General features: G+C 71.2%; 20 protein-coding genes and 1 pseudogene. 11 read left to right on the plus strand and 10 right to left on the minus strand.

Annotated elements, in window-relative coordinates:
- Positions 1-337 precede the first annotated feature (337 nt).
- Both AB0H64_RS38060 and mgrA read left to right on the plus strand, forming a co-directional pair.
- Entirely contained in the window at positions 338-2,491 is a 2,154-nt protein-coding gene (locus tag AB0H64_RS38060) for a S9 family peptidase (protein WP_357634762.1), read from the plus strand.
- Positions 2,488-3,486, plus strand: coding sequence for an L-glyceraldehyde 3-phosphate reductase (gene mgrA / locus AB0H64_RS38065; RefSeq protein ID WP_357634765.1), 999 nt, complete (start codon positions 2,488-2,490; stop codon positions 3,484-3,486). Before AB0H64_RS38060 ends, mgrA begins: the two co-directional genes overlap by 4 nt.
- Here the strand turns inward: mgrA and AB0H64_RS38070 are convergent.
- Complete coding sequence (locus tag AB0H64_RS38070) at positions 3,455-5,833, minus strand: lysylphosphatidylglycerol synthase transmembrane domain-containing protein (RefSeq protein WP_357634767.1); 2,379 nt, start codon at positions 5,831-5,833, stop codon at positions 3,455-3,457. The genes mgrA and AB0H64_RS38070 overlap by 32 nt on opposite strands.
- A 259-nt stretch (positions 5,834-6,092) precedes the next feature.
- Here AB0H64_RS38070 and AB0H64_RS38075 point away from each other — a divergent pair, with 259 nt between their 5' ends.
- Positions 6,093-8,099, plus strand: coding sequence for a molybdopterin oxidoreductase family protein (locus AB0H64_RS38075; protein ID WP_357634770.1), 2,007 nt, complete (start codon positions 6,093-6,095; stop codon positions 8,097-8,099).
- Between the two features lie 27 nt (positions 8,100-8,126).
- Here AB0H64_RS38075 and AB0H64_RS38080 read toward each other — a convergent pair whose 3' ends face one another.
- Entirely contained in the window at positions 8,127-8,921 is a 795-nt protein-coding gene (locus tag AB0H64_RS38080; RefSeq protein WP_357634773.1) for a hypothetical protein, read from the minus strand.
- 68 nt (positions 8,922-8,989) lie between these two features.
- Between AB0H64_RS38080 and AB0H64_RS38085 the strand changes: the two genes are divergently transcribed.
- A complete protein-coding gene (locus tag AB0H64_RS38085; RefSeq protein ID WP_357634776.1) occupies positions 8,990-9,568 on the plus strand; it encodes a helix-turn-helix transcriptional regulator in 579 nt (192 codons plus the stop codon).
- On the opposite strand, the gene AB0H64_RS38090 is transcribed toward AB0H64_RS38085, so the two are convergent.
- A complete protein-coding gene (locus AB0H64_RS38090; RefSeq protein ID WP_357634903.1) occupies positions 9,511-10,008 on the minus strand; it encodes a GNAT family N-acetyltransferase in 498 nt (165 codons plus the stop codon). The two genes, AB0H64_RS38085 and AB0H64_RS38090, sit on opposite strands and share 58 nt — an antisense overlap.
- 15 nt (positions 10,009-10,023) lie before the next feature.
- A pseudogene (locus tag AB0H64_RS38095) lies at positions 10,024-10,521 on the minus strand (GNAT family N-acetyltransferase); the annotation flags it as partial.
- On the opposite strand from AB0H64_RS38095, the gene AB0H64_RS38100 reads away from it, so the two are divergent.
- Positions 10,496-10,879, plus strand: a complete 384-nt coding sequence (locus AB0H64_RS38100) for a VOC family protein (RefSeq protein ID WP_357634778.1) — start codon at positions 10,496-10,498, stop codon at positions 10,877-10,879. The pseudogene AB0H64_RS38095 and the gene AB0H64_RS38100 sit on opposite strands and share 26 nt — an antisense overlap.
- 13 nt (positions 10,880-10,892) lie before the next feature.
- On the opposite strand, the gene AB0H64_RS38105 is transcribed toward AB0H64_RS38100, so the two are convergent.
- Together AB0H64_RS38105 and AB0H64_RS38110 are read right to left on the minus strand one after the other, a co-directional pair.
- On the minus strand, positions 10,893-11,345 hold the full coding sequence (locus AB0H64_RS38105; RefSeq protein WP_310717202.1) for a hypothetical protein: 453 nt from the start codon (positions 11,343-11,345) through the stop codon (positions 10,893-10,895).
- A gap of 82 nt (positions 11,346-11,427) precedes the next feature.
- Positions 11,428-12,225, minus strand: coding sequence for a class I SAM-dependent methyltransferase (locus tag AB0H64_RS38110; protein ID WP_357634781.1), 798 nt, complete (start codon positions 12,223-12,225; stop codon positions 11,428-11,430).
- 103 nt (positions 12,226-12,328) lie between these two features.
- Between AB0H64_RS38110 and AB0H64_RS38115 the strand changes: the two genes are divergently transcribed.
- The 5 genes from AB0H64_RS38115 to AB0H64_RS38135 all read left to right on the plus strand — a co-directional run bounded on the left by AB0H64_RS38115 (position 12,329) and on the right by AB0H64_RS38135 (position 17,023).
- A complete protein-coding gene (locus AB0H64_RS38115; RefSeq protein WP_357634784.1) occupies positions 12,329-14,134 on the plus strand; it encodes an acyl-CoA dehydrogenase in 1,806 nt (601 codons plus the stop codon).
- Positions 14,135-14,212: 78 nt separating this feature from the next.
- Positions 14,213-15,151: an MBL fold metallo-hydrolase gene (locus tag AB0H64_RS38120; RefSeq protein ID WP_357634787.1), complete on the plus strand. Its 939-nt coding sequence runs from the start codon at positions 14,213-14,215 to the stop codon at positions 15,149-15,151.
- 65 nt (positions 15,152-15,216) lie between these two features.
- Positions 15,217-15,441: a DUF6458 family protein gene (locus tag AB0H64_RS38125; protein WP_357634790.1), complete on the plus strand. Its 225-nt coding sequence runs from the start codon at positions 15,217-15,219 to the stop codon at positions 15,439-15,441.
- Between the two features lie 65 nt (positions 15,442-15,506).
- Positions 15,507-16,040, plus strand: coding sequence for an RNA polymerase sigma factor (locus tag AB0H64_RS38130; protein WP_357634793.1), 534 nt, complete (start codon positions 15,507-15,509; stop codon positions 16,038-16,040).
- A complete protein-coding gene (locus AB0H64_RS38135) occupies positions 16,040-17,023 on the plus strand; it encodes a CU044_5270 family protein (RefSeq protein WP_357634796.1) in 984 nt (327 codons plus the stop codon). Before AB0H64_RS38130 ends, AB0H64_RS38135 begins: the two co-directional genes overlap by 1 nt.
- On the opposite strand, the gene AB0H64_RS38140 is transcribed toward AB0H64_RS38135, so the two are convergent.
- The 4 genes from AB0H64_RS38140 to pdhA all read right to left on the minus strand — a co-directional run bounded on the left by AB0H64_RS38140 (position 17,013) and on the right by pdhA (position 20,968).
- Positions 17,013-17,306, minus strand: a complete 294-nt coding sequence (locus tag AB0H64_RS38140) for a Dabb family protein (protein ID WP_310717217.1) — start codon at positions 17,304-17,306, stop codon at positions 17,013-17,015. The two genes, AB0H64_RS38135 and AB0H64_RS38140, sit on opposite strands and share 11 nt — an antisense overlap.
- Before the next feature lie 83 nt (positions 17,307-17,389).
- The gene (locus AB0H64_RS38145; protein ID WP_357634799.1) at positions 17,390-18,883 is read right to left on the minus strand and encodes a dihydrolipoamide acetyltransferase family protein; all 1,494 of its coding nucleotides are present in this window, start codon (positions 18,881-18,883) and stop codon (positions 17,390-17,392) included.
- Between the two features lie 16 nt (positions 18,884-18,899).
- Complete coding sequence (locus tag AB0H64_RS38150) at positions 18,900-19,880, minus strand: alpha-ketoacid dehydrogenase subunit beta (RefSeq protein WP_357634801.1); 981 nt, start codon at positions 19,878-19,880, stop codon at positions 18,900-18,902.
- Positions 19,877-20,968, minus strand: a complete 1,092-nt coding sequence (gene pdhA / locus AB0H64_RS38155) for a pyruvate dehydrogenase (acetyl-transferring) E1 component subunit alpha (protein ID WP_355445855.1) — start codon at positions 20,966-20,968, stop codon at positions 19,877-19,879. Before pdhA ends, AB0H64_RS38150 begins: the two co-directional genes overlap by 4 nt.
- A gap of 224 nt (positions 20,969-21,192) precedes the next feature.
- Between pdhA and purS the strand changes: the two genes are divergently transcribed.
- On the plus strand, positions 21,193-21,438 hold the full coding sequence (purS, locus tag AB0H64_RS38160) for a phosphoribosylformylglycinamidine synthase subunit PurS (protein ID WP_357634804.1): 246 nt from the start codon (positions 21,193-21,195) through the stop codon (positions 21,436-21,438).
- Positions 21,439-21,471 lie beyond the last annotated feature (33 nt).

Genomic DNA, 21,471 nt, shown 5'->3' on the forward strand with positions numbered 1-21,471 from the left:
TGCGAGAGGCGCTTTTCGTTTCGGTCTTTCGTTGTGTCTTTATTCTTTCAGCGATCCGATTTACTGTCAAATTCGGCGCTTCCGGAATTCCGACTTACCCCGTTTCCGGGGCAACCCCTCTAACTTACCAGCCCGCAGCCATGCTCCGAACCGACTCGCCAGAGGGAGGTTGTCGACGACCAACGACACAGCCCATGCCGAATCCACTGGAGTGGAGGAGGATGGTTGTGCCGCACCGCGTCGGCTTCACAAGATTAGCAGCGCGTCCGACTGCTTGAGCCGTCTTCGCCGAGCCTCGCGGCCACGGAAGGATTACGGCCGAACATAGACTCCCCACGTGAGCAGCGAAACCCAAGCGAGCAGCCAGGCCCCCGGCGACGCGACGACGCCCCCGGTGGCGAAGAAGGTTCCGACGGAGCGCACCCACCACGGTGACACCGTGATCGACGAGTTCGCCTGGCTCGCCGACAAGGACGACCCGGACACGGTCGCCTATCTGGAGGCGGAGAACGCCTATCTCAAGGAGCAGACCGCCCATTTGGGAGATCTTCAGGAGCAGGTGTTCCAGGAGATCAAGGGCCGCGTCCAGGAGACGGACCTGTCGGTGCCGAGCCGCAAGGGCGGCTGGTGGTACTTCACCCGCACCGAGGAGGGCAAGCAGTACGCCGTGTCATGCCGGGTGCCGGCGACCGGCGAGACCCCGCCGGAGATCACTCCCGGTGAGCGGCTCGACCGGGAGGAGGTCATCCTCGACGGCAACGAGCTGGCGGGCGACAGCGCCTTCTTCTCGGTCGGCGTGAGCGCCATCTCCCCCGACGGGGGGATGCTCGCCTACTCCACCGACTACAAGGGCGCCGAGCGCTTCACGCTGAAGTTCAGGAACCTCGCGACCGGCGAGGCGCTGGACGACGAAATCGAGGACATCTTCTACGGCGGCGCGTGGTCGGCCGACGGCTCGACGTTCTTCTACACGCGCGTGGACGACGCGTGGCGGCCGTACCAGGTCTACCGCCACACGCTCGGCACGCGGGACGACGTGCTGGTCTACGAGGAGTCCGACGAGCGGTACTGGGTGGGCGTCTCCCTGACGCGCAGCGAGAAGTACCTCGTTCTCGGCGCCGGCAGCAAGATCACCAGTGAGGTGCGCATCCTGGACGCCGCCGACCCGACCGGCGAGTTCCGGGTCGTGCGTCCCCGGACGGTCGGCGTGGAGTACGGCGTCGAGCACGCGGGCGACTTCTTCTACGTGCTGCACAACGAGAACGCCGAGAACTTCGAGCTGGCCACTGCCCCGCTCGACGACCCGGGCGCGTGGACGCCGCTGATCGCGCACCGCGAGGACACGCGGCTGCTGGAGATCGACGCGTTCGCGAGCCACGCCGTCGTCCACTTCCGGCGCGACGGCCTCACCGGCATCCGCGTCCTCCCGTACACCGAAGACGGCGGAGCCGCGGAGGGCGGCTGGCGCGAGCGGGCCGAGGCCGCCGCCGGCACCTCGGCGTACGAGATCGAGTTCCCCGAGCCGCTGTACGACGTGAGCCCCGCGGGCAACCCCGAGTTCGTCACCGAGAGGCTTCGGCTCGGCTACACCAGCATGGTCACCCCGTCGAGCGTCTATGACTACGACCTGGCGACCCGCGAGCTGATCCTGCTGAAGCGGCGGGCGGTGCTGGGCGGCTACGATCCGGACGACTACGAGCAGTTCCGTGAGTGGGCGACGGCCGAGGACGGCACGCGGGTGCCGATCTCCCTGGTCAAGCGGAAGGACACCGCCACTCCGGCGCCGACCGTCCTGTACGGCTACGGCAGCTACGAGACCTCGATCGACCCGGGCTTCTCGGTGCCGCGGCTGTCGCTGCTGGACCGGGGCTTCGTGTTCGCGGTGGCCCACGTGCGCGGCGGCGGGGAGATGGGCCGGCGCTGGTACGAGGAGGGCAAGCTCACCAGGAAGCGCAACACGTTCACCGACTTCGTGGCCGCGGCCCGGCACCTGAAGCAGGCGGGCGTCAGTGAGCGGGTGGTGGCGCGCGGCGGCTCGGCGGGCGGGCTGCTCATGGGCGCGGCCGTCAACCTGGCGCCGGAGGAGTTCGCGGGCGTCGTGGCCGAGGTGCCGTTCGTCGACGCGCTCAACACGATCCTCGACCCGTCGCTGCCGCTGACCGTGATCGAGTGGGACGAGTGGGGCGACCCGCTGCACAATCCCGACGTCTACGCGTACATGAAGAGCTACACACCGTACGAGAACGTCGACGGCCGGCCGTACCCGCCGATCCTGGCGATCACCAGCCTGAACGACACGCGGGTGCTCTACCACGAGCCGGCCAAGTGGATCGCCCGGCTGCGGGCCACCGCGGACGGCGGGCCGTTCCTGCTGAAGACCGAGATGGGCGCGGGTCACGGCGGCCGGAGCGGGCGTTACGACGCCTGGCGGGAGGAGGCGTTCGCGCTGTCCTGGATCATCCAGACGGGCGCCGACGGGAGTGCCGCGTGACGTACACGGCGGACGAGGGCCGCTACGAGCGGCAGCCCTACAACCGCAGCGGCCGGAGCGGGCTGCGGCTTCCGGCCGTCTCGCTGGGGCTGTGGCACAACTTCGGCGACGACCGGCCGGTCGCGACGTCGCGGGAGATCCTGCGCCGCGCGTTCGACCTCGGGGTGACGCACTTCGACCTGGCCAACAACTACGGCGTGCCGTACGGCTCGGCGGAGCGGAACTTCGGCCGGATCTTCCGCGAGGACTTCGCCCCGTACCGGGACGAGCTGGTCATCTCCACGAAGGCGGGCTACGACATGTGGCCCGGCCCGTACGGCGAGTGGGGCTCGCGCAAGTACCTGCTGGCCAGCCTCGACCAGTCGCTGGAGCGGATGGGGCTGGAGTACGTCGACGTCTTCTACAGCCACCGTCCCGACCCGGACACGCCGCTGGAGGAGACGATGGGCGCGCTGGACCGGGCGGTGCGCTCGGGCAAGGCGTTGTACGCGGGCGTGTCCAACTACTCGGCGGAGCAGACGGCCCAGGCGGCCCGGATCATGCGGGAGCTGGGGACGCCGCTGCTCATCCACCAGCCGTCGTACTCGATGATCAACCGGTGGATCGAGGGTGACCTGCTGGACACGCTGGAGGAGGTGGGCATGGGCTGCATCGTCTACTCGCCGCTGGCGCAGGGGCTGTTGACGGACCGCTACCTGGAGGGCGTGCCGGCCGGGTCGCGGGCGGCGACGAGCAGGTTCCTGAGCGCCGACCAGATCGACCGTGAGCTGGCGGGCGACCTGAACGAGATCGCGCGGGGCCGCGGTCAGTCGCTGGCGCAGATGGCGCTGCTGTGGACGCTGCGCGATCCGCGGGTGACGAGCGTGCTGATCGGCGCGAGCAGTGTGCGGCAACTGGAGGACAACGTGGCCTGCCTGCAGGGGCCGCCCTTCACCGAGGACGAGCTGCGGGAGATCGACCGGATCACAGGGCCTCGTGCCGCTGGAGGTGCGTGAAGGACGCCCAGCCGGGCAGCACCGGCAGCCAGAACGTGAGCAGCCGGTACAGCAGCACGGCCGAGGTGGCCAGCTCGGCGGGCAGCCCGGCGACGGTCAGGCCCAGCGTGAGCGAGGCCTCGACCGCGCCGAGCCCGCCGGGTGTGGGCGCGGCCGAGCCGATGGCGTTGGCCGTGAGGTAGACGACGGCGACGGTGGTGAAGCTGATGGAGCCGCCGAACGCCTCCACGCACGCGTCGAGGCAGGCCACGAACGCCAGGGTGATCATGAGGGTGCCGAAGGTGGCCTCGATCATCTTGGCCGGCGACTGGAGCACGTCGAGCAGCCGCGGCAGCACGTTGGAGAACAGCCGCCGCATGCGCCCGGTGACGAGCCGGCGCAGCGGCGGCACACCGAGGAGCACCACGACGAGCACGGCCACCGCGAGCAGCGCCACGGCCAGCCCGCGTGAGGGGGTGAAGGACGTGGCGGTGCTCGACCCGGTGATGTAGGCGAACAGCAGCAGCAGCGCGATGTGGAAGATCATCATGACGAGCTGCGACGCGCCCACGCTGGCCACCGCCGAGGCGGGTGAGATCCCGCGTTTCTGCAGGTAGCGGGTGTTGATGGCGACGCCGCCGACGGCGGCGGGCGCGACGAGCTTGACGAACGACGCCGCGAACTGCACGAGCACGGTACGCCAGAGGGGCAGCGCCTCGGGCACGAACCCGCGCAGCATGAGCGCGGCCGCCACGAAGCTGACGAACGAGGCGACCAGCGCGAGCCCGGACCACGCCCAGTCGGCCGTGGTGACGACCTGCGCGAGGTTGACCCGGCTGAGCTGCGACAGCAGGAAGTAGGCGGCCAGGGTGCTGGCGATGATCGTGACGAGCGTGCGCGGCCGGAAGCGCTCCAGCCGGATCTCCTCGGCCTTGCCCTGCGGCTTGAGCGCGACGATCTGCTCGCGCAGGTTGCCGAGCAGGGCCTTGTCCTTGGCCAGGGCCGCGCGGGTCTCGCGGGTGAGCGCGATGCGCTGGAGGAGCGGCAGGGCGGCGGCGAGCGCGTCGGGCCCCATGACGGCGGCCGCCGCGCGGACGGAGCGCTCGGGGCCGACGCGCAGGGCGAGGTAGGTGAGGAGCTGGGCGACGTCGAGCCGGAGCAGCAGGTCGCCGGCCGCGATCTCGCCGCTGCGGGCGTCGGTCAGCACGACGCGGCCGGCCTGGTCGAGGTGGATGCCCTCGCCGGTGAGCCGCCGGTGGGCGAGGCGCTGGATCTGGAGCAGCTCGATCTGCTCCCAGATCTGGGCGAGCACGTTGTCGTCGATCTCGGCGTCCGGAACGTCGTCCAGGGGCCGCGTGTCGAGGTGCTCGTAGGCGAGCAGTGCGGCCTCGGTGCCGATCTCGCTGGTGCCGAGCAGGCGGGGCGTGCTCGCGCCGGCCGCCTGGGCGGCGTACGCCATGAGCGCCTCGCGCTCCAGCTCAGCGCGGAGCGAGCGGATCGCGCGGCGGCGGGTCTCGGAGTTGAGCCGGATGCGCCGCCACAGCCGGTACGGCAGGCCGGCCACCTGACGGTCGCGGTCGAGGACGGTGACGTCGAGGCTGCTGCCGTCCTTGAGCCCGATGGCGTAGCGGCGGCTGCCCTGGTGGTCGTCGTCGATGCGGCGGGCGGAGACGGGCGTGAAGGACAGCTTGCGCAGGGCGGCGACGACGGCGTTGCCCGGGGGCCGGGTGTTGGGGCTGCCGACGCCGTACAGGGTGCCGTAGCCGACCGCCATGCCGAGCAGGACGGTGATGATGCCGCCGACGAGCGTGATCTGGTAGCCGGTGAAGAAGGCGAGGGCGTACAGCCCGATGACGGTCCACATGAGGGCCCGCCAGGTGGGGCGGCGGGAGATGCGGACGGCCGTGGAGTAGGCGATGACCGACGTGAGCAGTGTGTTGAGCGGCTCGATGTCGCGGTTGCCGGTCAGCAGGAGGCGCAGGTCGGTGGGGGCGGCGGTGACGATCCAGCCGCCGAGCAGGAAGGCGATGACCATGCCGAGGATGGCCGCGACCAGGCCCTCGGCGACGCGCAGGCCGTCGCGGTGGAAGACGCGCTCGACGGCGAAGGCGACGGGCACGACGAGCAGCGCGGCGCCGCCGAGGAACGTCGCGACGCGGCTCAGCAGCTCGGGCAGGCGGGTGGCGCCTTCGGTGACGTCCTTCTCCAGCCCGTTCAGGGTCTGCTTGGCGACGAGCGCGATGACGATCACGCCGACGATGGCGACCAGCGTGGCGAGGAAGCGGAGCAGGTCGGAGGGGCGGCGCAGGCGCTGGGGCAGCAGCGGCTCGACCACGTACACGTCGTGGTCCGGGCGCGCTTCAGCCACGGCCGGATCCCCTTCCGAGAGGTCCCCCGTGTCTTCACGTTCCCTGATGTCGGCCACCGACAGCGATTCTGCACCTTCCCGACCGGACCGTACGATCTTTGGCCGCTAGTGTCCCCAATCGTCACCTCGGTTACCGCACCAGGGGTGACGCACGACGAGCTCTTCCCTTCGATTTCTACCGCCGCCGGAGCCGTGCCGCGTGACGGAGGTCTCCGGCCACCCCGTGCCAGGCTCGTTCACCCGTCATAAGCTGGGGCGCATGTCGGGTGAATTGCGAGTTTTGGGGGCTTGTCCGCTGGACTGCCCCGACGGCTGCTCATGGGTGGTTACCGTCGAGGACGGCCAGGCCGTGAAGCTGCGCGGCAACCCGGACCATCCTTACACGCGCGGCGCTCTGTGCGTGAAGGTCAACCGCTACCTGGAGCACACCCGGGCCGACGACCGCATCCTGTACCCGCTGCGCCGCACCGGCCCCAAGGGCTCCGGCCGGTTCGAGCGGATCACGTGGGACGAGGCCCTGGAGGAGATCTCGGCCCGGCTGCGCGGGATCGTCGAGGAGCACGGGGGCGAGGCGATCTGGCCGTACGCGGGCACCGGCTCGCTCGGCTACCTCCAGGGGTGCGAGGGCGTGGCCGGCCGCCGGTTCTGGAACGTGCTGGGCGCCTCCAAGCACTGGCTGAACATCTGCTCCAGCGCCGGCAACTCCGGTCTCACCCTGGCCAACGGCACCCCCGGCGGCATGGACACCGAGGACTTCGCGCTGTCGCGGCTGATCCTGCTGTGGGGGACGAACACACTGACCAGCGGCCACCACCTGTGGAAGTTCGTGCAGGAGGCCCGGGCGAACGGCGCGTACGTGGTGGCGATCGACCCGATCCGCACCAGGACCGCGGACCAGGCGGACCGGCACCTGGCGATCAGGCCCGGCACGGACGCGGCGCTCGCCCTCGGGCTGCTCAACGTGGTGCTCGCCGAGGGTGCGCAGGACGACGACTACCTGGCCCGGCACACGACGGGCTGGGAGACGTTCCGCGAGGAGATCCTGGCCTACCCGGTCGAGCGGGTGGCCGAGATCACCGGCATCCCGGCCGAGGACATCCACAGCCTGGGGACGCGGCTCGCGCGCACCCGGCCGACCGCCATCCGCGCCACGATGGGCATCCAGCGGCACGAGGGCGGCGGCACGGCGATGCGCACGATCGCCGCGATCCCCGCCGTCACCGGCGACTGGCGGCACCCGGGCGGCGGCGTGGCCTACTCCACCAGCGGCCACGTCCACCTGAACATCGACACCCGCGACGACCTGCTCGCCAAGCCGGTCCGCACGCTGACGATGACGCGCCTCGCCTCGGAGCTGGACTCGGTCAAGTGCCTGTGGGTGTACGGCGCGAACCCGCTCGGCTCCACCTCCGACACCGGCGCGATCAGGCGCGGGCTGGCCCGCGAGGACCTGTTCACGGTCGTCATGGAGCACTTCCCGACCGACACGGTCGACTACGCCGACATCGTGCTGCCCGCGACGATGCAGACCGAGCACGCCGACCTGCACGCCGGCTACGGCCACATGTACCTCCACTGGAACGAGCCCGCGGTGGAGCCGCCCGGCGAATGCCTGTCCACCACGGAGACGTTCCGCCGCCTGGCCCGGCACATGGGCCTGAACGAGCCGTCCCTGTACGACTCGGACCTGGAGCTGGCCGAGCAGCTCCTCGCCAGTGGCCATCCGTCGCTGGAGGGCGTCACGCTGGACCGGCTGCGCAAGGAGGGCTGGGTGCGGATGAACTATCCCAAGCCGTTCACGCCGTTCGCCGAGGGCTTCCCGACGTCGTCCGGCCGGATGCGTTTCCCGTCGCGGGGCAAGGCGTACGTGCCGTCGATGTCGGCGCGGGAGGCGGGGCGCGGGCCGTACCCGCTGACCTTGATCACGCCGGCGGCGCACACGTTCCTCAACACGACGTTCGCCAACAACCCCGAGTTGCGGCGCCGCGCCAAGGACCCGGTGGTGTTGGTCAACCCGGCCGACGCGGCCGAGCGGGGGCTCGAGAGCGGGCGGCGGGCGCGGGTGCACAACGCGGGCGGCGAGTTCCTGGCCGAGGTGGAGGTGAGCGACCGGGTGGCGCGCGGCGTGGTCGCCTCGCCCAAGGGGCACTGGCCGAAGCACGTGCCGGGCGGCGCCAACCCGAACGCGGTGGTACGGGAGGCCGACGCGGACCTCGGCCGGGGCGCGGTCTACCACGACAACCTGGTCGAGGTCAGCCCTTGCTGACCGTGGTTGATCAAGAACTGTGGTCGTTCAGGAACGGTGCCGGTCCATGAACGTGAGGATGCGGTCGAGCACCTGCGGGCCGTAGGAGGCGCCGAACATCGCGGAGGCGTGGGCGCTCTCGCCCTTGACCAGGAGCAGCTCGTTGGCGGCCGCCTTGGTGGCGGCGTCGTGGGCGGCCCGGAGGTCGGCGGCGCCGCCGTAGCCGTCGTTCTCGGTGCCGATCTGGAGCAGCGGCGCGGTGATCGCGGCGGCGTCGGCGGGGTCGATCGAGCCTGACAGGGCGACGACCCCGGCCGTCTTGCCGCGCATCCTGGCCGCCGCGAGGGGGGCGGTGGTGGCGCCGATCGAGCCGCCCACGAAGAACAGGCGCTTGACGCCCTTCTCCTTGGCCAGCCGCTTGCCCATGGCCACGGCGACGTCCTCCGGCGGGACCCTGCTGTCCCTGGCGTACAGCAGCACGCGGTAGCCGGCCCCCACGAGACGGTCGGAGAGCGGGCGCCAGGTGCAGACGCTGCCGTTGCGCTCGTACGTGATCACCACGCCGACCGGTCCCTTGCCCGTGATGACGCCGGGCAGGTCGTCGCCGTGGGTGAAGATCCTGCCGTCCTTCTCGGTGAAGCAGCCGCTGACGTTCGGGCCGGTGACGACGGGTGACGGCGTCACCGAAGGCCTGGCCGGTGCCGACGTCGCCGGCATCGGAGATGTCGGGGACGGCGCCGCCGCGGTGCCGGCCGTGCCCCCGCAGGCGGTCAGCAGCGCCACGAGCCCCGCCAGGCCGGCGCCTCCCCACCCGGTGTGCCGTGAGCCGATGATCGCGCGCATGCCCGTCCCCTCTCCTCAGACTATGTCAGAAGTGACATAGTCTGCCGGCAGAATATCCTTGGCACACGATGACCTCAACGCTTGGTTTCGCGATCCTCGCCGTGCTGGCGCGGGGCGAGCGCACGGGCTACGACATCGCCGCCGCCATGCGACGGCCCGTGTCGTACTTCTGGACGGCCGGGCACAGTCAGATCCACGCCGAGCTGCAGAAGCTGACGGCCGGAGGTCTGGTCGCGTTCGAGACCCGGCACGGGCCCGGCCCGCAGGACAAGAAGGTCTACCGGCTGACGCCCGAGGGCGGGGACGCGCTGCGGGCGTGGATCACCGAGCCGCCGCGCGGGCGGCCCGAGCGCGACGAGCTGGTGCTCAAGACGTACGCCTCGTGGCTGGCCGACCCCGAGCTGGTCAGGCGGCTGTTCGCCGAGCAGTTGCGGGCGCACGAGGAGCGGCTGGCCGAGTACGAGCGCGAGGAGGAGCTGTTCGGGGGGCCTCCCGACCCGGGCGACCCCCGCTTCGGCAACTACGCGGCGCTGCGGTGCGGGCTCGGCTACGAGCGGCACCGCGCCGAATGGTGCCGGTGGATGGTGGGTCAGCTCAGCGCGAGCTTGAAGCCCTCGTGGGAGGCGGTGAAGCCGAGCGAGCCGTAGAAGCGGTGCGCGTCGGCGCGGGACTTGTCGGAGGTGAGCTGCACCATCGCGCAGCCCCGGGCGCGCGCCCGGTCCACGGCCCAGCTGATCATCTTGCGGCCGAGGCCCTGGCCCCGGGTGGAGGCGGCGACCCTGACCGCCTCGATCTGGCAGCGCTCGGCGCCCAGCCTCGACAGGCCGGCCAGGTAGGTGAGCTGCATGGTGCCGACGACCTTGCCGCCGACCTCGGCCACGATCAGCTCGTCGTAGGGGTCGGCGTCGATGCGGGCGAACGCCTTCAGGTAGCGCTCGTCGTTCGGGTCGCCCTCGCGCCGCGCGCCGAGCGGGTCGTCGGCCAGCAGGGCCACGATCGCGGGCACGTCCTCGGCCCTGGCCCGGCGGAACAGCAGCGACAGCGCGTACTGCGACTCGCCGACCTCGGGGTCGGACGGCAGCGCCATCGTCTGGCCCGTCGGGGTGAACCCCTTGCGCAGGTAGAGGGCACGGGCGGCCGCGTTGGAGTCCACGGCCCACAGCCGCACCTCCTCGGCCCCCGCGGCGCGGGCCCCGGCGACGACCTCGTCCACCAGGAGCGAGCCGATCCCCCGGCCCCGGGCCTCCGGCGCCACCCACATCGCCAGCAGATGGACCCCGTCCTCCTCCTGGCGGGCGCACACCAGCCCGAGGTCGGCCGTGCCGTCGGTGGCCACCAGCCACCTTGACTCGGGGGCGCTCAGCCGCTCCGCCCACGTCTCGGATGGGAAATCCTTCTCCCTGGCGTACGTGGACGCGAACGCGCCCGGCGCGTCCAGCAGCGCTCTCAGCCTGATCTCCCGCAGACGCTCCACGTCGTCCACGCCCAGCTCCACAAGTACGATGTCCGGCATATCGGGCATCATGCCAGTAACCGGCTTGACGGCTTCACCGGTGTCGCGGTTGGGTGATCGCATGATTGAGATCCATGCCGTGACCATCGACGCCGCCGACCCGTACGAGCTGGGGAGCTGGTGGAGCAAGGTCACCGGGCTTCCGCTCGGAGACGACGACCACCCGGGCGACCCCGAGATCATGCTCCGCACGAAGCAGGACCCGTTCCTGCTGTTCATCCGCGTCCCCGAGGGCAAGGCCGGCAAGAACCGCGTCCACCTCGACGTCAACGCCGTCGAGGGCAGCCGGGACCAGGAGGTCGAGCGGCTGCTGGAGCTGGGCGCCACCATCTTCGAGGACCACCGCAAGCCCGACGGGACCGGATGGGTGACCATGCACGACCCCGAGGGCAACGAGTTCTGCGTCACCCGGAACCAGGCCGAGCGGGACGGCCTGCTGGGCTGACGTCCCACCGGCCTCACGAGGACGAGCGCGCGCGGCCCTTCACGGTCATCGTGAGGATGCCCGCGATGACGTACACGAGCACGCCGTGCCAGACGGACTGGAAGGCCGAGCCGAAGACGCCCTCGGAGTCGAGCACGAGCTGCACCGGGTAGTCGAGCACGGTGGCGATGCCGGCGGGCAGCAGCGCGAACTTCCAGGGGTGGTTCAGCGCCCACTGGCGGGCCTGCCGGGTCACCCGGTCGCCGACGTCCGGCTTGGAGACCGCGCCGATCGCGGCGATCAGCGCGAACAGGTTGATGCCGAGTCCCAGCGCCCACACCAGGTTGGCGTCACCGGGCAGCAGGACCCCGAGGCCGAAGCTGACACCGGCCACCACACCGCCGCCGACGGCCGCGGCCTTCCAGGGCGCGCCGCGCAGCGCGGCGCCGGACAGCGAGACTTCGTCGCGTCGAGTGATTTCGTTCATACGGCCAGGGTGCCTCGCGGGCCACCCTGGCCACATCGGGGATCGTCCCTGATAAGTCCCCGACCACCCGGGCGCCCGGAGGTCAGTCCCACCAGATCGTCACCCAGCGCTCGCGCGGCAGCGGCCACATGCCCATGGAGAGCGCGGTCTCGGCGACCTCCTCCGCGCGTGCCGGGTCGAGGCAGATCCGGCGGCAGGCGCCCGCCGCCAGCTCCTCCAGGCTGCTGAATCGTTCCAGCGGGGCCTCCCGCTCCTCCACCCGGACCCGGAACCCGAGCGCCGCGGCCAGCGCGACGCAGTCCTCGGCGACGGGGCGCACGGGACGGTTCACTCCGTGGAAGTGCTCCCAGAGCGGGGTCATCCAGCTCATGGGGTGGCGGTGGGCGAGCTCGATCACCACGCGGCCGCTCGTACGGGCGTCCAGGGCGCGCAGGAATCCGGCCAGGTCGGGCACGTTGTAGACGACGTGCGCGGCGACCGCCACGTCCGCCACCGGCACCTGGTCGGCCACGTCGGGCCAGCGTCCCTCGACCGTGGTGTGCGCGACGCCCAGCTTGTCGGCGCGCAGCGCCAGCTCGGCCAGCATCGCGGCGGAGGTGTCGACCGCGTACAGCCGTCCCACGCGCCCGTGCAGCGGCAGCGAGGCGGCGCCCGTGCCGGCGCCGACGTCCAGGAGCGTGCCTCCCTCCGGCAGGGCCTCCGCGAGCCGGGTCATCGTGGGACCGTCGTCCGGCTCGGCCAGCGCCCGGTCGGTACGCGCGGCGAAACGGGTCGGGGAGTGGCCCCACGGATCGGCGTGGGCCTTGGCCAGGATCTCGGGCGGGATGGCCCACGAGTCAAGGCGCTCTCGCCAGCGCACGGCGAGTTCTTCGGCGTCCATGGAGATGAGCATGCCACGCATATCCACTGTTACCCGCGGGTAGCATTCAGAGTAAGGTTACTAGCCGGTAGATAAAGACCTCGGGTCAAGGAGATCAGCACCCATGGGCCACTACAAGAGCAACCTGCGTGACCTCGAGTTCAACCTCTTCGAGGTGTTCGGGCGCGGCGAGATCCTCCGCACCGGCCCGTACGCGGACCTGGACGAGGACGTCGCCCGCAGCATCCTCGGCGAGGTCAACAGGCTGGCCACCGGGGTCCTTGCCGAGTCGTTCGAGGAGGGCGACCGCAACCCGCCGGTCTTCGACCCCGAGAACCGCACCGTGAGCGTCCCCGCCGGTTTCAAGAAGTCGTACCAGGCGCTGCTCGACGGAGGCTGGGCGAACCTGGACCTGCCCGAGAGCCTCGGCGGCCCCGGCATCCCCCGCAGCCTCGCCTGGGCCACGGCCGAGATGGTCCTCGGCGCCAACCCCGCCCTCTACATGTACGCCGCCGGCCCCAACTTCGCCTACACCCTGTGGAAGCTCGGCACCCCCGACCAGAAGCGCTTCGCCCAGCTCGCCATCGAGCGCAACTGGGGCGCCACCATGGTCCTCACCGAGCCCGACGCCGGCTCCGACGTCGGCGCCGGCCGCGCCAAGGCGGTCCGGCAGCCCGACGGCACCTGGCACATCGAGGGCGTCAAGCGCTTCATCACCAGCGCCGAGCACGACCTGACCGAGAACATCTTCCACCTCGTACTGGCCCGCCCCGAGGGCCACGGCCCCGGCACCAAGGGCCTGTCCATGTTCCTGGTGCCGAAGTACCACGTGAACCTCGACAACGGCCGGCTGGGCGAGCGCAACGGCGTCTACGTCACCAACGTCGAGAAGAAGATGGGCCTGAAGGTCTCCACCACCTGCGAGCTCACCTTCGGCGACCGGCACCCGGCGATCGGCTGGCTGGTGGGCGACGTCCACGAGGGCATCAAGCAGATGTTCATGGTCATCGAGCACGCCCGCATGATGGTCGGCACCAAGGCCATCGCCACGCTCTCCACCGGCTACCTCAACGCCCTGGAGTACGCCAAGTCCCGCGCGCAGGGCGCCGACCTGACCCGGATGGCCGACAAGTCCGCCCCGCGCGTCACCATCACCCACCACCCCGACGTGCGCCGCGAGCTCATGCTGCAGAAGGCGTACGCCGAGGGCATGCGGGCGCTGGTCCTCTACACCGCGACCTTCCAGGACGCCATCCAGATCGACCCGGACGACCGGCACGCCCAGGCCATGAACGACCTGCTGCTGCCCCTGGTCAAGGGCGTCGGCTCCGAGCGCTCGTACGAGCTGCTGTCCCGCTCCCTGCAGACCCTCGGCGGCTCCGGCTACCTGCAGGACTACCCCATCGAGCAGTACATCCGCGACGCCAAGATCGACTCGCTCTACGAGGGCACCACCGCGATCCAGGGCCTCGACCTGTTCTTCCGCAAGATCCTGCGCAACCAGGGCGCCGCGATCGGCGCGCTGCTCACCGAGGTCAACGCCTTCGCCGGCTCCGAGGCGGGCAACGGCCGGCTCAAGGAGGAGCGCGGGCTGCTCGCCGAGGCCGCCGCGGACGTCAAGGCCATGGGCGACACGATGGCCGGCTGGGCGCTCTCCTCGCTGGAGCAGCCGCAGGAGGTCTACAAGGTCGGCCTCAACACCACCCGGTTCCTGCTCGCGCTCGGCGACCTCGTGATCGGCTGGCTGCTGCTGCGCCAGGCCGAGGTGGCGCTGGCCCGCCTGGCGGACGGCGAGGACCCCTTCTACCAGGGCAAGGTGGCCGCGGCCTCGTTCTTCGCCAAGACCGTGCTGCCGCGCCTGGCGGCCGAGCGGCGCGTGCTCGACGGCACCGGCCAGGAGCTCATGGAGCTGCCGGAGGAGGCGTTCTAGCGACGCCCGCGCCGCCCCTCCACGACGCCCGCTCCGGACTCCGGAGCGGGCGTCCGCGTCCGGCGGTACGGTCGCCTCATGAGTGCCACCCCCCACGACCACCCCCTCCCCCCGCCGCGCGTCGAGGAGGTCTCCGACGGCGTGTACGCCTACGTCCAGCCGGACGGGAGCTGGTGGATCAACAACACCGGCTTCCTGGCCGGCCGGCGCGGCGTCGTCGGGATCGACGCGTGCTCGACCGAGCGCCGCACGCGGGCCTACCGCGAGGCCGTCGCCAGGGTCACCGACCGGCCCGTCACTACCCTGGTCAACACCCACCACCACGGCGACCACACCTTCGGCAACTACCTGTTCCCCGAGGCCACGATCGTCGCCCACGAGCGGACCCGCGAGATGGTGCTGGCTGAGGGCATCCCCGCCTACCGAGCCGCCTGGTCGCCCGACGTCGAGTGGGGCGAGCTGGAGGCCGTGGCGCCGTTCCTCACCTACACCGACGGCGTGACCCTCTACTCCGACGAGCTGCGCTGCGAGGTACGGCACGTCGGCACCGCCGCGCACACCACCAACGACTCCTACGTGTGGATCCCGGAGCGCCGCCTGCTGTTCTCCGGCGACCTCGTCTTCAACGGCGGCACCCCGTTCGTGCTGATGGGCTCGGTGGACGGGATGCTGGACGCGCTGGACCGGCTGGCGGAGCTGGGGGCGGAGACTATCGTGCCCGGCCACGGCGACGTGTGCGGCCCCGAGGTGATCGGGCGGGTGCGCGGCTACCTGCGCTTCGTCCGGGACACCGCCGAGCGCGGCCGGTCGGCGGGGCTCACACCGCTGGAGACCGCCCGCGAGACCGACCTCGGCGAGTGGGCGGAGCTGCTCGACGCCGAGCGGATCGTCGGCAACCTGCACCGCGCCTACGCCGAGCTGGACGGCCTGCCGAGGGGCGGTGACATCGACCTGGTCGCGGCCATCGGGGACATGATCGCCTTCAACGGGGGCCGTCCACTCTCCTGCCTCGCCTGAGGGTGTGATCGCCTTTCCCCGGGTATTGCACAGGGTGTACTCGCCTTTTGCCTGCGGAGGTCGTCATGGGTGTCGGGGTCAGCATCTTCATCCTCACGCTCGGCGCCATCCTGAAGTTCGCCATCGAGCCGGACGTGTTCGGTGACGCCGTCCACATGGACGTGATCGGCCTCATCTTCATGATCGTGGGCGGCATCGGGATCGTGCTCAGCGTCGTGATGGCGCCCCGGCGCGGCCGTACCTCCGACGACCGGCTGATGCACCGCGAGAACAACCCGCCCGAGATGTGACGGAAGGGTCTCCCGGGAGCGGGCAATCACGGTTGTCCATGTTCCCCGGCGAGGGAGACCCTTGCATGACCGCATCGCTCGACGGAGCCGTCGCGGACCCCGAGAGGTTCGCCACCGTCTTCGACGCCCACTACGAGGAGATCCGCCGCTACGTCGGACGCCGGCTCGACCTCGACGTCGCCGAGGACCTGGCGGCGGAGACCTTCCTCATCGCCTTCCGCCGCCGTCACAGCTTCGACGCGGCCAAGGGCGGCGTCAGGCCCTGGCTGTACGGCATCGCCACGAACCTCATCGGCGGGCACCGGCGCGCCGAGGTGCGCCGCTACCGGGCCCTGGCCAGATCGGGGCCGCCGCCGGACGACGACGGCCATGACCAGCGGGTCGTGGACCGGATCGCCGCCGGGGTGACCGTGCAGAGGCTCTCGGCCGCACTGGCCGGCCTGTCGCGCGGCGAGCGCGACGTGGTGCTGCTCGTCGCGTACGGCGAGCTCACCTACGACGAGGTGGCCGCGGCGCTCGGCGTCGCCTACGGCACCGTCGCCTCCCGGCTCAGCCGGGCCAGGACCAAGCTACGTGACGCCCTGGGGGTGGAGGTTTGATGAAGGAGTTCCAGCTCATCGACGACGTGATGCCGGACGTCCCGCCCGCCGGGCACGCGGAGACGGCGGTGGTGCGGGCGCGGGTGCTGGCTGCGGCGTCGCCGCGCCGCCGGCCGCCCGTCTGGGCGCGGGTGTCGCTCGCGGCGGCGGCGGTCACGGGCGTGCTCCTGGCCGGGTTCGTGGTGGCGCCCCGCCTGGGCGACGACGGGACCGGCACGGCGTCTCCCCCTGCCACAGCCGCCGCCATGGCGACGGCCTCCTCGCCGAGCGACGCCCTGAAGAGAGCGGCGGACCGGCTGGCCGCGCAGCCCGCGGGCACGGGACGGTGGTGGAGACGCGAAGCGCTGCACAGCCAGCGGGCGCGATTCAAGGACAACCCCTCCTTCTACGTCGAGAACCAGGCGAAGGAGGTGCTGTGGATCGACCGCCAGGGCCGGCAGCGAATCGAGCGGGGGGGCGTCTCCTCCACGTTCCCGACCTCCCTGGACGAGCGGGAGTGGAAAAGGGCGGGATCCCCGCCGCTCTGCGGTGACGACAACGACTGCCAGATCGGCAGGGTGTTCATGGCTCCGCTGCCGCTCAAGCCTGTCACGGATCTGCCCGCCGAGCCCGGCGCGCTGAAGGCCGAGCTGCTGAGGCGCCTTCCCCAGGACGGCACCTACGAGCAGGAGAGCTGGCTGTGGAGCGTCGCCCTCTGGGTGCTGCTCGACACCGAGGCGACGCCCGCCATCAGAGCCGCGGTTTACGGGATGCTCGCCGACCTGCCCGGGACAGACATCGCTGAGCGGCTCTTCGACGGGCGTACCGGCATCACGCTGACGCACGGCGACGCCACCGCCCCTCAACAGGTGGTCATCGAGCCGGAGAGCGGCGAGCTGCTGGCCGTGCAGACCGTGACGACAGGCCGGACGGATGAGAAGGTGGTCGACGCGTACAGGGTGCGTCGGCTCGGCTGGACCGACGAGCAGCCGGCTACAGACTGAGCTGTACGGCGGCGCGGCTCGCCAGGATGGGCTTGATGTACTCGGCGATCAACGCCTGGTGCCCCGGGTCGTCGCGGTAGATCACGTAGTCGTCGAGGTCGTCGAAGTCGGCGACGACGGCGAAGTCGTGGTTGCCGTGGTTGATGCCCGCGTCGGGACCGAAGGCGTAGGCGCGGATCTGCGGGATGGCGGCCGGCAGCTTCTCCAGCTCGGCCGCCACCCTGGCCTTCTGCTCGTCGCTGGCGTCATCGGTCCAGGTGAACAGCACGACATGGCGAATCATGCGATCACCCTACCCAGGCTCCGCCCGGCGGATGAGCCCGGGCCCGGACGACTCGCGGGAGACGTCCGGGCCCGGCTCACGGGTCAGCTCCAGGCGAGCATGCGCAGCGGGTCCTCCAGCATCTGGCCGACGTCCCGCAGGAACAGCGAGCCCAGCTCGCCGTCCACGATCCGGTGGTCGAACGAGAGCGCCAGCGTCGTGACCTTGCGCACCGCCAGCTCGCCGTCCACCACCCACGGCATGTCCCTGACCTGGCCGAAGGCGAGGATGGCGGACTCGCCCGGGTTGAGGATGGGGGTGCCCGCGTCGACGCCGAACACGCCCACGTTCGTGATCGTGAACGTGCCGCCCGCCATGTCCGCGGGCTGGGCGCGCCCGGCCCTGGCCGTCTCGGCCAGCGCGGTGAGCCGCCCGGCCAGCTCGGGCAGCGGCAGCTCGTGGGCGTCCTTGATGTTGGGCACCACGAGCCCGCGCGGGGTGGCGGCGGCGATGCCCAGGTTCACGTAGTGCTTGACCACGATCTCCTGGGCCTGCTCGTCCCACGACGAGTTGATCATCGGGTGGCGCCTGGCGGCGACGAGCACGGCCTTGGCCACCAGGAGCAGCGGCGAGACCTTGACCTCGGCGAAGTCGGGCAGCTCGCGCAGCCGCCGGACCGCCGCCATCGTCTCGGTGACGTCCACCTGGAGGAACTCGGTGACGTGCGGGGCGGTGAAGGCGCTGGCCACCATGGCCTGGGCCGTCATCTTGCGCACGCCCTTGACGGGGATGCGCTCCTCGCGTGGGCCCCGGGCGGCCGTCCAGGAGGTCGCCGTCGGCTCCCCAGCCGGCGCGGCGGGCTGGGTGGAGGCGGCGGCGTGGACGTCGTCGCGGGTGATGGAGCCGTGCGGGCCCGTGCCGGTCAGCGTCGCCAGGTCCACGCCGAGGTCGCGCGCCAGCTTGCGGACGGGCGGCTTGGCGAGCGCCGCGACCCGCCCGGGGACGCCGCGCTGTGCCGGTACGGGGTCCGCCACGACGGGCTCGGCGATCGCGGGCTGAACGGCGGCGGACTGGTCGGCGGGGAGCTGGCCGGTCGGGCGGGACTTGCGGGGGCGGCGCTTGGTGGCGCCGGTCTTGACGCCGTAACCGACCAGGACCGCCTGCCGCTCCTCCTTGGGCGCGGGACTGCCGTGGACGCCGGGCTCCACCGCGCCCTCGGCAGGCGGACGCGGCACCATGTCGTCGGCCAGCGCCTCACCGCGGCCGGAAGCCGCCTGCGCGGGTACGGCCGCCCGGGTGGGACCGGTCTGGGCGGGAGCGGCCTGAGTGGGAGCGGCCGGAATGGGGCCACCGCCCTCCTCGGCCGTGTCGACGGCGATGATGGGCGCGCCCACGTCGACCGTCTGCCCCTCCTCGGCCATCAGGCCGCCGACCACCCCGTCCCAGGGGATCGGCAGCTCGACGATCGACTTGGCCGTCTCGATCTCGACGACGATCTGGTTGACCTTGACCGCGTCGCCTTCCTTGACGTGCCAGCGGACGATCTCCGCCTCGGTCAGCCCTTCGCCGACGTCGGGGAGCTTGAACTCACGTCGCATGAAAACGAGTCCCCTCTCAGTAGCCGAAGGACCGGTCGACGGCGTCGAGCACCCTGTCGAGGTCGGGCAGGTAGTGCTCCTCCAGCTTCGACGGGGGGTACGGCGTGGAGAAGCCGCCGACGCGCAGCACCGGAGACTCCAGGTGGTAGAAGCACTGCTCGGTGATCCGCGCCGCCAGCTCCGCGCCGAACCCGCTGTTGACCGGCGCCTCGTGCACCACCACGACCCGGCCCGTGCGGCGGGCGGAGTCCATGACGAGCGGGGCGTCGAGCGGGTTGAGCGAGCGCAGGTCGATGACCTCCAGCGACCGCCCGTCGTCCTGGGCCGCCGCCGCGGCCTCCAGGCACGTCTTGACCATCGGCCCGTACGCGATGAGCGTGGCGTCGGTCCCCGGGCGGACGATCTTGCCCTTGTCGAGGGGCGTCCACCAGCCGGTGTCGGCGGTGTCGATGTCGGCCTTCTCCCAGTAGCGGCGCTTGGGCTCGAAGAAGATGACCGGGTCGTCGGAGCGGATGGCCTGCTGGATCATCGAGTACGCGTCGGCCGGGTTGGAGCAGGCGACCACGCGCAGGCCGGCGGTGTGGGTGAAGTACGCCTCGGGCGACTCGCTGTGGTGCTCGACCGCGCCGATGCCGCCGCCGCAGGGGATGCGCACGACCACGGGCAGCTTGATCGCGCCGAGCGAGCGCATCGGCATCTTGGCGAGCTGGGTGATGATCTGGTCGGCCGCCGGGAAGACGAAGCCGTCGAACTGGATCTCGCACACCGGCCGGTAGCCGCGCAGCGCGAGGCCGATGGCGGTGCCGACGATGCCCGACTCGGCGAGCGGCGTGTCGATGACCCGGTCCTCGCCGAAGTCCTTCTGCAGGCCGTCGGTGACGCGGAAGACGCCGCCGAGCTTGCCGACGTCCTCGCCCATGATGAGGACCTTGGGGTCGTCCTCCATGGCCTTGCGCATGCCCTCGTTGAGCGCCTTGGACAGGCTCAGGATCGTCATCGCTCGAACCCCTCGAGGTAGGCGGCGAACTGGGCGCGCTCCTCGTCCATCAGCGGGTGGGGCTCCGCGTAGACGTGGTCGAAGATGTCGAGCGGCCCGGGGTCGGGCATGGCCAGGCAGCGCCTGCGCAGGTCGGCGCCGAGCTGGTCGGCCTCCGCCTCGACGGAGTCGATGAACGCCTGGTCGGCCAGCTCGTTCTTGAACAGGTACGACTTGACCCGCTCGATGGGGTCCTTGAGCTTCCACGCCTCCAGCTCGCTGGCGACCCGGTAGCGGGTGGGGTCGTCGGTGGTGGTGTGGGCGCCCATGCGGTACGTGTACGCCTCGATCAGGGTCGGGCCCTGTCCCTCGCGGGCGTTCTTGAGCGCCTGGCGGGTGACCGCGAGGCACGCGAACACGTCGTTGCCGTCGACCCGGATGCCGGGGAAGCCGAAGCCGGAGGCCCGCCGGTAGAGGGGGATGCGGGTCTGCTTCTCCAGCGGCTCGGAGATCGCCCACTGGTTGTTCTGGCAGAAGAACACGATCGGCGCGTTGAAGACGCTGGCCCAGATGAACGACTCGTTGACGTCGCCCTGGGAGGTGGCGCCGTCGCCGAAGTACGCGATCGTGGCCGAGGGCGCGTCGTCGCGCTGGATGCCCATGGCGTAGCCGACCGCGTGCAGGGTCTGGCTGCCGATGACGATCGTGTAGAGGTGGAAGTTGTGCTCCTGGGGGTCCCAGCCTCCGTGGTTCACCCCCCGGAACAGGCCCAGCAGCTTGACCGGGTCGACGTCGCGGCACCAGGCGACGCCGTGCTCCCGGTACGTCGGGAAGGCCATGTCGGCGTCGGTCAGCGCGCGGCCGGAGCCGATCTGGGCGGCCTCCTGGCCGAGCAGGGAGGCCCAGATGCCGAGCTCGCCCTGGCGTTGCAGGGCGACGGCCTCCAGGTCGATGCGCCGGACGAGCACCAGGTCGCGGTAGAGCGACCTGACCTCCTCGGGCTTGAGGTCGATGTCGTAGTCGGGGTGCTCAACGCGCTCACCCTCCGGGGTGAGGAGCTGGACCAGCTCTGGGGGTGCTGCGGCACCACGAGAGGCGTCGGCGGTCACGTGCCACTCCTGTGCGGTCGGGGCCGATCTGGGCGGGATTGCCACCTCACGCCGGCCTTTTGAGCGTCGGACCATGTGGTGGTGGTTCGTACGCGTGTGGGGACATCGTGGCAGACGTCACAGCCCTCCGCGCAAGCCCCATGCACTTCCCCGTTCCCGTTGTACCGTCTGCCACACGCGCCGGTAGGCTGGCTTTCCCAACCCGCCGTACCAGGAGGAACGCAGTGGCGCGCGTCATCGTAGACGTCATGCTGAAGCCGGAGATTCTCGACCCCCAGGGTCAGGCCGTCGCCCGGGCGCTGCCCCGGCTCGGCTTCTCCGGGGTGTCGGAGGTGCGGCAGGGCAAGCGGTTCGAGATCGAGCTGGACGGCCCGGCCGACGAGACGGCGCTGGCGGAGATCCGTAAGATGGCCGAGACCCTGCTCGCCAACACGGTGATCGAGGACTACGACGTCCGGGTCGACGGCTAGACCTCACATTCGGCGGCTGGATTTCCCCTTGGC

Source organism: Nonomuraea sp. NPDC050733 (assembly GCF_040654215.1).
Lineage (GTDB): Bacteria > Actinomycetota > Actinomycetes > Streptosporangiales > Streptosporangiaceae > Nonomuraea.